Genomic DNA, 12,418 nt, shown 5'->3' with positions numbered 1-12,418 from the left:
AGTGTCACTTCCTTTATAATCATTACATTTAGTGTACCAAATTTATGAGTGAATTAACGACCTTAAGACTGCTTCCGCTATCAAGACCTGGTTGGATTAGTTCACGCGCGTCTCCAGACACGTTAGCCATCCCTGCTTGTATAATTGGAAATTGAATATTGAGTAATGATTCAAACTTCATAATAAGACTCCTTTCTTTCATCATAACCGTATCATTAAGTCCCTCAATCAATAAACATTTTATATTATTATTTAGAATTTTATAGTATAATAGTGAACTGCAAGGCTATCTAAAGTAACCTGCAATTATTTCTAGATAGGAGAAAATTTAATATGAAATACCGTGTATTATTGTACTATCATTATGTGAAGATCGAGGATCCTGAGACATTTGCTGCGGAGCATTTAAAGTTTTGTAAGGACCTTGGACTAAAAGGAAGAATTTTAGTTGCACAAGAAGGTATCAACGGAACTGTTTCAGGAGATTTTGAACAGACTGAACGATACATTGAATACATGAACAATCACCCAATGTTTAAGGACATGCCGTTCAAGATTGACGAAGCAAACAATCACGCATTTAAAAAGATGCATTGCCGTCCGCGTCCAGAGCTTGTTAACCTAAGCCTCGAAGAAGACATTGACCCACATGAAATCACTGGTGACTATCTAACTCCTGAAGAGTGGTATGAAGCAATACAAGATGAAAACACTGTTGTACTTGATGTACGTAACGACTATGAGTATGATGTTGGCCACTTTAGAGGCGCAATCAAACCAGATGTGACTACTTTCAGGGATACACCGGAATGGGTGTTAAAAAACAAAGAATTATTTGAAGGAAAACGTGTACTAACGTACTGTACGGGCGGTATTCGCTGTGAGAAATTCTCAGGGTGGCTAAAACGTGAAGGTATCGGTGAAAACATCGGCCAACTCCACGGAGGAATCGCAACTTACGCGAAGAACCCTGCATCACAAGGACAGCTTTGGGATGGTAAAATGTACGTCTTCGACGAAAGACTTACAGTACCAATCAATCAAGTGAACCCAACAATCGTAGGTAAGGACTACTACGACGGTACGCCATGTGAACGCTATGTAAATTGTGCAAACCCAGAATGTAACGCACAAATTCTTTGTTCAGAAGAAAACCAAGATAAACATCTTGGCGCATGCTCAATGGAATGTGCTGAACACCCAAGAAACAGATATATCATGAAATATAACTTACCTCAAGACATCGTAGAAGAACGATTAGAATCAATGAGAAATAGTGACTTTTCTAACTTAGATCAAGTTGGTCCGAGGAAATAGAATACCATAGAAATTCACCCTTCATGTTGGTTAACCAATGTGTAGGGTGTTTTTTATTTTTAATTATTGCTTGATAATGTGCATGTATATTAGCTGTTTTTCTAGAACACAAAAAACCTCACAGACCATGAGGTCAGTGAGGTTTCATTTTAAATATTATTGAGTGATTACTGCGTAGCTACCAAAGTTTACTTCTTTCACAATCATTTGTCCTGTCTTTTTATCGAATAATCCATTTCCTTTAAGTACATCACCACTATCCACTAATAGGATATTGAATTTATTTCCTGTGGCTGGAATTCCGACATTAAAGTTTGAGAGCACTAGTTCAGTGACTTCTCCACTATTTTCTCCTGTTGCTACAACTGTAAATACGTGAGATACGTACTCGCTTGCTTTATGGCTCAGGTTAAACGTTACAGAATCTAAATGCTGTAATTCTTGGAAGTGTTTTGGAGATAAAATCACGCTATACCCATCAACATTGATTTCGAATGATTTGTTATGTTTCATAGCTGCAAGTGCATTGATTACATCTTTGTTCACTTTTACATCTACAGATCCGTCTACTACCGCTTGTGCCGGAACTTTCGCAACGACTTTTTTGTCTTTACCTGCAATTGCAGCATGTAAGTCTGCAAGTTTAAGTTCATAAGCATCAGAAACTGGTTCTTCTGGATCTTTAGGTAATTCCTCAAGTCCTTCCACAATTGTTTCTTCATCAAAGTTAAGTGTGTACTCGTAAGATGCACTGTTACCAGCTGCATCTTGGAATTCAAACACTAAGTGTTTTACACCAGTTACATCTTTAAAGTCTACGCTTGAAGTTCCTTCATTCGCAATAGATAGGAACCCTTCTGACAATGTTTCTTCATCAGATAACGTGTACTTACCTTTCACGAAGATATTTGGGTCGTAAACTAGATTGTACATTGTCTCAAGTTGTTCACGAACGTTGAAGTACAGGTCATCAACAGTAAGTTTTACTGTATTATCATTTACACTAATATCTTCAACCTTCGTCGCTTCACGTTTGATAAAGATTGGCCCATCATAATTGCTATCATATTCAGATCCAGAATATACGCTAAATGCATCTACTGTATAGACACCGTCAGCCACTTCTCCTGGTACACGTTTGCCATCTTCTATGTTATACATTGAGCCGTCTACTTTAAGTTGATGTTTACCTTCAAGTCCCATTTCGAATGCGATTGTACCCACATATCCATCGGACTCAGAACCACCTTCAGGATTTAATAAATCCCAATAGTCGAAGATAGTCATATCTTGCTTGCCACCGAATACTGTAGTAAGTACTGTTTCATCTAATACACCATCACCATTTGGTGAGATATGATAGTCATTAAGTGCAATCGTTTCAATGCCGTTAACCACTTCTTCACCGAGTAATGCTGCATATGGAACTTGATAATTGCCTTGATCACTTGTTACATTGATGTATCCTTGTACTTCTGTACCCGCATCAATTCCTTCAGGAACTGAAATTGTAAAGTCTACTGTTGCTGTGCCATCAGTTGTTACACTACTCACACTCGGTGTAATTGTTACACCCTCAACCCCAACAAGAGGCATCACTTCAAAGTTGTAAGTTGTGCTGACACCCGAACGGTTTTCAATTAATAGCTCACGTGACGTATCTTCACCAAGAGAGATCACACCGAATGACATTGTTCCACGAGTGTGAAGATGTAGAACTGAGTCCATTGTTGTTTCATGCTCAACTTTAAGAAGAGTATCTGTCGTTGCTGCACGATAAGGATCTACAAGACCCGCACCTTGAGCAAATACGTCATACTTGCTCGTATCTAAAAGTTTTGCTGTGTTTGATAATGCTGACTTAACATCAAATGCATCGTAATCAGGGTTTAACTCTAAAATTAACGCACTGATTGCAGTGATATGTGGTGTTGCCATAGACGTACCTGTGTACTGCGCATATGCATATGTGTAATCCATTTCTGGATCGAATTCTTCGAATACTGGTACTGTCGAAAGAATATTAGTTCCTGGTGCCGTTACGTCAGGTTTGATATCAAAATTTGGTTTTGATGGACCTCTTGATGATGAATCATTGACGTCATCACCAGCTACTTCTTTGACGTTAAATGCACGGTAAGCAATTGTACCTGAACCATTTTTTTCGATTGCTTCTTTAAATTCTTTACCATCTGTTAAGCTAACATCGAGTGTTGGTAAGTAATCAAACGCTTGTCCTAAGAATAATCCAGTAGGACCCGGTGCACCTGAACCTGTTTCTGAGTTATAGATTATAACACCTTTAGCACCGTTGTCTCTTGCATTCCAAACTTTTTCAACGAATGCAATTTCACCACGTTGGATTAATGCGACTTTGTCTTTAACATCGATTCCTTCAAAGTCTTTGACATTACCAACACCTGGAACAACGACTACATCTTCAGTCGCATTGAGTTGTTCTTCTGGTTTTTCACCAATAGTGAATGTCATGAATAATACGTCGTTTAATTCTTTAGAATAGTCTCCGGCTTTAAATGTTACATCTCCATACCATTGTTCTTCAGGTAGAGTTGTGTTTCCTACACTGATACCTATTGCACCAGATGCTGGACCACCAATTGTTGAACGATTTGGACCAGAGTTACCTGTTGCTGAAACAGCTACAGTTCCAAGTAACATTGCGTTATTTACTGCAAATGAGTTTGCTTGTGCTTCGTCAGGTGAAGAGTTACCAAGTGAAAGGTTGATGACATCCATGCCGTCTTTCACTGCATCTTCAATTCCGCCTACAATCCAGTTTGTGTATCCACTTCCGTAAGCGCCTAAAACTCTGTACGCATAAAGCTCAACGTTAGGTGAGATACCAGTTACTCCATAGTTCCCATTGTTTTGAGCTGCAATTGTACCTGCTACGTGTGTACCATGAGTTGTGTAATATTCACTACCATTCGAGTTAACCTCTGGTAGGTTAGATGGACGGTCTGACGGCGCAGTTTCATATGGATCATCTGCTGCACGCGTGCTTAGATAGTCAGAACCATTTGCATAGTTACGACCACCCTTATAAATGTCTTTTAAATCAGGATGGTTATAGTCGATACCTGTATCGAGTACTCCGACTTTAATTCCTTTTCCTTTATTTCCAATTTCCCATACTTTATCAATACCTAAGTGAGAAATGCTTGGGATATATGGACTTGAGATTGCTTCTTCTGCAACACTGTCATTCATATCTCCTACAAAATTTTCTGTAATCTCAGGGTCTAGTGTCACAAGTTGATCTTCCTCTACTAGAGCAACCTCTGGAAGTTCGATTAACTTATGTAAATCTTTAGCATCTACAGTCATCGCTTCTGCGTTGATAACTAAGTTGAATGCGCGAATTTTGTTTACGTTAATGTTCTTTAATCGCATACTCTTTTGAGCTTGTGCTTGTTGTTTTTCAATCTTTTGACGCACTTTATCTGCGTCTAAGTTAGACCATTTTTTTCCTTGTGATTCAGATATACCTTTTGAAAGACCAATTGAAGGTTCTCTATAATGAACGATGACGTTCACTTGACCCGTTCTATCTTCTAATTCTTTCGATAGAGTCGCTGGGCCATTTAATACATCGAGCTGGTCTTCGACTATCAGTTGTTTTTCAATATCTTTTTCGCTCAATTTCACTTCATGTTTCAAATCGAGTTTTGTTTTGCTATCTAGCGCATCAAACTCGGATGCAGAAACCATCGGCGATAATGAGCCAATCACAACCAGTAGTACTGTTAACATGATAAACACACGTTTTAAGGTGTTGTTCATTGTGCAATTCCTCCCTTGCTTGATTGAACTTTTATTAACTATCAATACTTAACATAATATGATAAGGCTTCCATATTTCTGAAAATTATTAATAGTTACCCTAATTCTATCTAAAAGGCGAAAAATTAACAACACTTATTGTAACGAATTTCGAAATAGTTTTGTACAAAATAAAAAAATGTAAGGGGTTACAGCCCTTACATTTTTTATAATTTCTGTAATTTTACAATTTATTTGTGAATATTATTAATATCTGTAGTAACCATCTACATGTCCATGAACGTATGATACAGCTCTTAAGCCTACTCCTTCAGATGGATTTAATGCATCAACCATCATCCCATTACCTACGTAAACACCAACGTGTGAGAAGTTGTTGAAGAAAACTAGATCTCCTGGTTGTGGGTTAGATACTGGTGTACCTTGTGACGCTTGTCCATATGTTGAACGTGCAATGTTCTTACCTTTGTATGCTCTCATGAACTGTTGAGCAAATGATGAGCAGTCTACCGCATATGTTGAGTTTGCACCATATACATATGTTTTACCTGCTGCTAAGTTCACTGCTACGTTGTATGCGTTCCCGCTAGCTGGAGTTGATGCAGGTGTTTGTGTTTTTTGCTGAGTTGAAACATTTTGAGTTTGAACTTGTTGTTGTGGCTGTGATTGAGTGTGTTGTACTTGCTGTACTTGTTGCTGTGACTGTGATTGTTGAGCCGTTTGGTTCTGTGATTGACTTTGGTTGTTCGTGTTGTATGAAACGTTATTTGATTTATTAGTGCTTTCAGATGCTTGGTTATCTTGAACCGTAACAGCTTCTACTTTAGTACCTTCAACTTTAACCTTTTGACCTGGGAAAATTAAATCAGTTGATAGGTTGTTCCATACCATAATGTCTTTGTAAGAAACATTGAATTTTTGACCAATATTGAAAAGTGTATCTCCTGATTTTACAGTGTATGTACCAGTGCTCACTTTATTCGTTGGTGCTTTCTTAACTTCACCTTCTGTTTCAATAACGTCACCTGGGAAGATAAGATCCGAATTTAAATTATTTATATGTTTAAGTTGATCTACTGTTGTATTTGCTTTTGCTGCAATTGCCCAGAGCGTGTCTCCAGACTGTACTGTGTGTTCTGCTGCTTGTGTATGAGTTGCATAGGCACCTGATAAGATTGCTACAGATCCTAATGTTACTAAACTTTTCTTCATGAAAAATAATCCTCCAAATAATTCGTAATAAATACGAGCTATGAGTACTCTTTTCCTCTAGCTATTCCATACTATAACATGTTTAAACCTCTTTTATGTCATTGTTATGATATCGTAAAAATAAATAACCCTTTGATAACATTCCTGTCATCAAAGGGTAATATAGTTACAACGCACTCAAAGTTTCAGATCCTTTTTACTTATATAATGTGTTTGATGATTTGAGTATTTTTTATATAAGATAAGATCTAAAGTCCCATCTCTTTCTTAACAACTTCTGCGATTTCTTCTGTGTATTGCGTTGCAAGTTCTTCTGTTTCAGCTTCTACCATTACACGAACGAGAGGTTCTGTACCAGACGCACGTACTAATATGCGTCCGTTGCCAGCCATTTTTTCTTCAACCGCATTAATCTTTTCTTTTACTTTTGGGTTATCCATAACACTATGTTTATCTGTAACACGTACGTTAATTAACTCTTGTGGGAAAGTTTCCATCTGAGTTGCAAGTTCTGATAATTTCTTACCAGATTCTTTGATGATAGATGCAAGTTGAATACCTGTTAATAACCCGTCACCTGTCGTGTTGAAGTCAAGCATCACAATATGTCCACTTTGTTCTCCACCTAAGTTATAATCATGCTCACGCATTTCTTTTACAACATAGCGATCTCCAACTTGTGTCTTGTCACTCTTGATACCGTGTTTTTCTAATGCCTTATAGAAACCTAGGTTACTCATGACTGTTGAAACAACCATATCGTCGTTAAGTGTGCCTTTTTGTTTCATAGACTGCGCTAAGATAAACATTATTTTATCTCCATCAACAATGTTACCTTTTTCGTCTACAGCAATGATTCTGTCTCCGTCACCATCGAACGCTAGTCCGAAGTCTGCTTCAGAGTCGATGACTTTCTTAGAAAGTGCCTCTGGGTGTGTAGATCCAACATCTTTGTTGATGTTTGTTCCATCAGGATTACAGCCAATTGTTACAGTATCTGCTTCAAGATCACCAAATAAGAATGGAGCTAGTGAGTACGTCGCACCATGTGCTCCATCTAGAGCAATCATTAGACCTTCAAGATCATTTTCAATCGTTGATTTTAGGTAGCTCAGATACTTCTGTCCACCTTCGAAGTACTCTGTGATGAACCCAACATCTACACCAGTTGGTCTAGGCAGGTTGTCTTCACCTTCAAGTAATGTTTCAATCTTATCTTCAGTTTCATCGCTTAATTTAAATCCGTCTGGACCGAAGAATTTAATTCCGTTATCTTCTACAGGGTTGTGCGACGCCGAGATCATAACTCCTGCATCAGCATCCATATCTTTCGTTAAATAAGCTACACCTGGTGTTGAAATTACACCCAAGCGAATGACTTCTGCACCGATAGAGAGAAGACCTGCAATAAGTGCAGACTCTAACATTTCACCTGAAATTCTAGTATCTCTACCAACAAGTACGCGTGGGCGTTCATTATCTTCAGTATGAAGTAATGCATATCCTCCCATACGTCCTAATTTATAAGCGAGTTCTGGTGTTAGTCCTTCATTAGCGACTCCTCTTACACCATCTGTTCCAAAATATTTTCCCATGATAAACTCCTAAATTTTAATTATTATTTAGATACTTTTACTTTTGCTATGATTACAGCAGGTTCCGTTCTCGTTATAGAGTCCGGGACCTGGATGCGTACATCTTTATCACCTGATTCTTTAATACCACTTAAATCAAGTTCTGCCTCAATTTGATAGAGCTGATCTAGCACCTCTTGTGCGCCATAAACTTTCACAACGTCTTTCGATAAACTTATACTATCAATTTGATAGCCACTAGGCAACTGCCCAACCATCTGTAATGACACTGGTACTTCTTTAGATGATTCTTTTACTTCTATTACCACTGAAACGTTTTGTGGTTCAATTTCAACGTCTAGTTTATTATACTGTGCATCAAATACATTGACCTGAACATTCTCTGTCGTTTGATCAGTAATTTTAGACGACTCCGTAAGCATTGCCCTTACAAATTGTATACGTTCCATATCCTCCTCGCCACCGCGCACTTTGACCGTTCTCGGTTCTACTACTACATCTTCTAATGTGTAATTCGCTCCGATACGACTATCGTTCACTTCGGCTTGGACTTCAAAAGTTTGTTCAACTAAATTTTGAATTGTGATGTTTGCTTTTTCTGGCAATACAATCGCTTCTATCCCTTCAGGTAGGCCTTCAACCGCATAGCTGACCTCATATTCCCCTGGACTATACGTATTTAAATTTACAACGACTTCAAAATCCTTCGTCGTTTCAATGCGCTTTACTGTGGCAGGTGTTCCACTGAGTTGGACCTGTACGTATTTTTGTACACCACTGACATAATAGTTTTCTGAGTCGTACTCTGTTGTTACTGGCATGTTTTCGATAGTCACTTTATCAGAACCATTATTTGAATCAAAAAGATTTGTATTCTCAAACACTTTGTTTGCCGTTAAAAACATGAACAGAGCGAGTATTAACGAGACAATTAATATCCCAGGTTTACTTTCTAGCAAAGATACCGCCTCCTTCTTTATGAGACGTAGTTGAAATCCAGTTTCGCTGGAGTAGTTCGTCTAACTCTTCTAACGTAATATCTTTAGTTAACATAGAATCCGTTGTCACTGAGACATTACCTGTTTCTTCTGAAATTACGATTGTAAATGCATCTGTCACTTCAGAGATACCAACCGCAGCTCTATGTCTTGTTCCTAAATCTTTGGCAATGCGATTGCTTTCTGATAAAGGTAAGTAGCTCGCTGCTGTTGCAATCTTATCTCCTTGAATGATCATCGCACCGTCATGTAGAGGTGTGTTTGGGATGAAGATATTAATGAGTAGCTCTGAAGAAATCTCTGCATTGATTAAAATACCTGTTTCAATGTAGTCTTTCAACCCCGTTTCACGTTCAAAAACAATTAAGGCCCCTATACGACGCTTTGCCATATACTGCACTGCTTTGATCATATCCGAACGATGTTTTTCAAATTCTTGTTGTGCAGTATGTGTCGCTTTTCTAAAAAATCCGCCACGACCTAATTGTTCTAGCGCACGTCTCAGTTCAGGCTGGAAGATTACAATTATTGCCAGGAATCCCCACTGTAAGACCATATCAAACAACTGAGTTGTCGTTGTTAAATCAAAGAAATCACTGAGTGCACGACCAATTAAAATAAAGAATATACCTTTAATTAGCTGGACGGCTTTTGTCCCTTTAATGACTGTGATGAGTTTATATACCACAAACCATACAATCAAAAGGTCCACTATACTTGCTATGATATGAAGTGTTGTCATATCTTCAAATAGTTTTCCTAACAGCATATTATCTTCCCTTCCTATTCTATAGTGAACCGAGTCTTTCTTTTAATTCTTTGTAGATTTTTTCAAAATGATTATCTTGATAATCATTTGCATCGAGAGATTTAAATTGTTCATTCGCAGTTCTTAGATCTCCCTCATTCAGATTAATATATGATCCTAGAAGATTAGATACTGCATTTTTATAATTTTTTAATTCTATCTTTAGTGTATCAAAATTACGGAGTTCATACATCGCTACGAGTGCTTTTTCAGTAACACTTTCCTCTATTAATAGATTAAATTTATTCGAATGTATTTTAAGAAGCTTCATTATTCGTGATACTGTAAAGTATTCTTCCATATAGAAGTATACTGTTAAAATCTGTTCTAATAGATCTCTAGTCTGTATGATAAAACTACGATCATCATAAATTTCAAACACGAGAGGTTCTAACAAATCTAGCGCTTTATCATATGTCTCATCGCGCATGAATAACTCTGCATACAATAGACTTGCATCTACAAAATACGTACTGAGCATCACTTCTTTTAATTTTGAATAACTTAAATCTACATACTTAATTGCTTCTTTAAAATCTTCCTTAATATAAAAATAACGTGCATAAATAAGAAACATGCGACCTTGATCTAAAAAGTCGAGATTGTGTATAAAGCTCTCAGATTCTTCAATAAAGCGTATTACATTCTTAGTATCGCCACGACTAAGTTTATTTTCATTAAACAGAATTTCACGTCTAATATTCAATGGATCATGATAAGATGATGATGCTTCTTCCATTAAATCAGAAACTGAGACGCCTAGCCTCTCACTTAAACGTATGAGAACGTTGTTAGAAGGTTCAACACTCCCTTTTTCGATCAGACTTAAATACGTACGAGAAATTATACCCTCACTTAATGCTTCTTGTGTGAGATTATTTTGATTCCTAAGTTCTTTTATTCTTTGACCAATCACACATGTCACCTCGTTCTTATATCTACTATATTATGAAGAACAATTTAACAAAGCGCAACATTTTAATGAAAAAGTTAACAAAAAAGACTAGCAAATGCTAGCCGTTAATTTTATCTTATAGTTTTCTCTTGCCAAAAATATATTCTGTCATGAGAACTGCATTCTCTGCCGTTTGGTTAAAGGTATCAAGTAGTGGGTTTACTTCAACTAAATCTACTGAAGTGAGTAAACCTGTCTCTGAAAGACGTTCCATGAACATGATTACTTCAGCGATGAACATACCCCCAGGAACTTTTGTTCCAGTGCCGATCATCTCACTCGGGTCTAATGAATCTACATCAAATGACAGGTGCAAGCCATCACAGTGAGCCAGATGCTTCATTGTACGGTCTAAGATTTCAACTAAACCCAGTGCACGCACATCACTCATCGTAAATGCTAATATATTACGCTTTTTAATAAGTTCCTTTTCACCATCATCTAAATCTCTAAGACCAATTAAAACAACGTTTTCTGTCTTTAAACTTGGCCCCTCATTATATGTATCGATTAGACCTTTATCACCAACACCTAAAAGTTCAGCTAAAATCATCCCATGGATGTTACCACTCGGGGACGTTTCGCTTGTGTTTAAATCCCCGTGCGCATCAAACCAAATAACGCCTAAATTGTCGTAGTGTTTCGCAATACCCGTTATACTTCCTAGAGCTAATGAGTGGTCTCCTCCAATTACCAATGGGAAACGCCCATTCTGTACTGAAGCATCTGTAACTTTAGCTAATGCTTCGCTGTAATCTTTAACTTCATCATAATTTTTTAAACCGTTCTTAACTTGAACGTTATCTTTAACAAACTGTGTTTGATATTTACCATATACATTTCCTAAATCTGATACATCATGTCCTATTGCTTCTAGAACTTGTACGATACCAGCAATTCTAAGTGCATCCGGACCAAGAACAACACCTGGTTTTGGCTGACCAAAATTTGTAGTCGCACCAATTAAATCAATTTGCTTTGTCATTATTATGTCTCCTTTTTATGTCTATATATATAATTCTATAAAACAAAACAAGAAGTAACAACATGTAAATAAAACCGTTTTCATGCATAACAAAACAAAAAACACTAGTGAGACTAGTGTTTTAAAAGTATGAGCCATACAGGATTCGAACCTGTGACCCTCTGATTAAAAGTCAGATGCTCTACCGACTGAGCTAATGGCTCGTGGCTGGCCTGGAAGGATTCGAACCTTCGCGTGATGGAGCCAAAATCCATTGCCTTACCGCTTGGCTACAGGCCAACAATGGTGGAAGGGGGCAGATTCGAACTGCCGAACCCGAAGGAGCGGATTTACAGTCCGCCGCGTTTAGCCACTTCGCTACCCTTCCGTACAAAAAAATGGAGAATGACGGGATCGAACCGCCGACCCTCTGCTTGTAAGGCAGATGCTCTCCCAGCTGAGCTAATTCTCCATTATACTAAAGTTTATAAAAATGGTGACCCCTACGGGATTCGAACCCGTGTTACCGCCGTGAAAGGGCGGTGTCTTAACCGCTTGACCAAGGGGCCATAACTATAAAGCTCCACAGGTAGGATTCGAACCTACGACCGATCGGTTAACAGCCGATAGCTCTACCACTGAGCTACTGTGGAATAATAATAAATAATTGCCTAGCAGCGTCCTACTCTCGCAGGGAAACCCCAACTACCATCGGCGCTGGAGAGCTTAACTTCTGTGTTCGGCATGGGAACAGGTGTGGCCTCT

At 38.0% G+C, this 12,418-nt stretch carries 9 protein-coding genes, 6 tRNA genes and 1 rRNA gene; 1 reads left to right on the top strand and 15 read right to left on the bottom strand.

Annotation, left to right across the window (positions count from 1 at the left end):
* Window positions 1–28 precede the first annotated feature (28 nt).
* The gene (locus H9D55_RS00095) at window positions 29–181 is read right to left on the bottom strand and encodes a hypothetical protein (RefSeq protein WP_186075729.1); all 153 of its coding nucleotides are present in this window, start codon (window positions 179–181) and stop codon (window positions 29–31) included.
* A gap of 152 nt (window positions 182–333) precedes the next feature.
* Here H9D55_RS00095 and trhO point away from each other — a divergent pair, with 152 nt between their 5' ends.
* Window positions 334–1,317, top strand: coding sequence for an oxygen-dependent tRNA uridine(34) hydroxylase TrhO (gene trhO / locus H9D55_RS00090; protein WP_186075727.1), 984 nt, complete (start codon window positions 334–336; stop codon window positions 1,315–1,317).
* 156 nt (window positions 1,318–1,473) lie between these two features.
* Here the strand turns inward: trhO and H9D55_RS00085 are convergent, their stop codons facing one another.
* The 14 genes from H9D55_RS00085 to rrf form a co-directional block, all read right to left on the bottom strand.
* Window positions 1,474–5,121 (bottom strand): S8 family serine peptidase, encoded by a 3,648-nt coding sequence (locus tag H9D55_RS00085; protein ID WP_186075725.1) that lies wholly within the window; start codon window positions 5,119–5,121, stop codon window positions 1,474–1,476.
* A 246-nt stretch (window positions 5,122–5,367) separates the two neighbouring features.
* Complete coding sequence (locus H9D55_RS00080) at window positions 5,368–6,333, bottom strand: C40 family peptidase (protein ID WP_186075723.1); 966 nt, start codon at window positions 6,331–6,333, stop codon at window positions 5,368–5,370.
* Window positions 6,334–6,581: 248 nt separating this feature from the next.
* On the bottom strand, window positions 6,582–7,928 hold the full coding sequence (gene glmM / locus H9D55_RS00075) for a phosphoglucosamine mutase (protein ID WP_186075721.1): 1,347 nt from the start codon (window positions 7,926–7,928) through the stop codon (window positions 6,582–6,584).
* 23 nt (window positions 7,929–7,951) lie between these two features.
* A complete protein-coding gene (locus H9D55_RS00070; RefSeq protein WP_186075719.1) occupies window positions 7,952–8,887 on the bottom strand; it encodes a CdaR family protein in 936 nt (311 codons plus the stop codon).
* On the bottom strand, window positions 8,874–9,695 hold the full coding sequence (gene cdaA / locus H9D55_RS00065) for a diadenylate cyclase CdaA (protein WP_186075717.1): 822 nt from the start codon (window positions 9,693–9,695) through the stop codon (window positions 8,874–8,876). The genes H9D55_RS00070 and cdaA overlap by 14 nt, the downstream gene beginning before the upstream one ends.
* 19 nt (window positions 9,696–9,714) lie before the next feature.
* Window positions 9,715–10,650: a helix-turn-helix domain-containing protein gene (locus H9D55_RS00060; RefSeq protein ID WP_186075715.1), complete on the bottom strand. Its 936-nt coding sequence runs from the start codon at window positions 10,648–10,650 to the stop codon at window positions 9,715–9,717.
* A 115-nt stretch (window positions 10,651–10,765) separates the two neighbouring features.
* Window positions 10,766–11,674 carry an arginase gene (gene rocF / locus H9D55_RS00055; protein ID WP_186075713.1) on the bottom strand — a complete coding sequence of 303 codons (909 nt, stop codon included), beginning with the start codon at window positions 11,672–11,674 and terminating at the stop codon, window positions 10,766–10,768.
* A gap of 130 nt (window positions 11,675–11,804) precedes the next feature.
* Window positions 11,805–11,877, bottom strand: a tRNA-Lys gene (locus H9D55_RS00050).
* A gap of 1 nt (window position 11,878) precedes the next feature.
* Window positions 11,879–11,953 (bottom strand) — tRNA-Gln (locus H9D55_RS00045).
* A 4-nt stretch (window positions 11,954–11,957) separates the two neighbouring features.
* Window positions 11,958–12,041: transfer RNA gene (locus H9D55_RS00040), tRNA-Tyr, on the bottom strand.
* 11 nt (window positions 12,042–12,052) lie between these two features.
* Window positions 12,053–12,125: transfer RNA gene (locus H9D55_RS00035), tRNA-Val, on the bottom strand.
* 22 nt (window positions 12,126–12,147) lie between these two features.
* A tRNA-Glu gene (locus tag H9D55_RS00030) sits at window positions 12,148–12,222 on the bottom strand.
* A 12-nt stretch (window positions 12,223–12,234) separates the two neighbouring features.
* Window positions 12,235–12,306, bottom strand: a tRNA-Asn gene (locus H9D55_RS00025).
* Window positions 12,307–12,322: 16 nt separating this feature from the next.
* Window positions 12,323–12,418 (bottom strand): 5S ribosomal RNA (gene rrf, locus H9D55_RS00020); the annotation flags it as partial.

The organism is Phocicoccus pinnipedialis (assembly GCF_903994035.1).
Classification (GTDB): Bacteria; Bacillota; Bacilli; order Staphylococcales; family Salinicoccaceae; genus Phocicoccus; species Phocicoccus pinnipedialis.
Note: the sequence above shows the minus strand (reverse complement) of the source record. Positions and strands in the feature narration are given on the sequence as shown.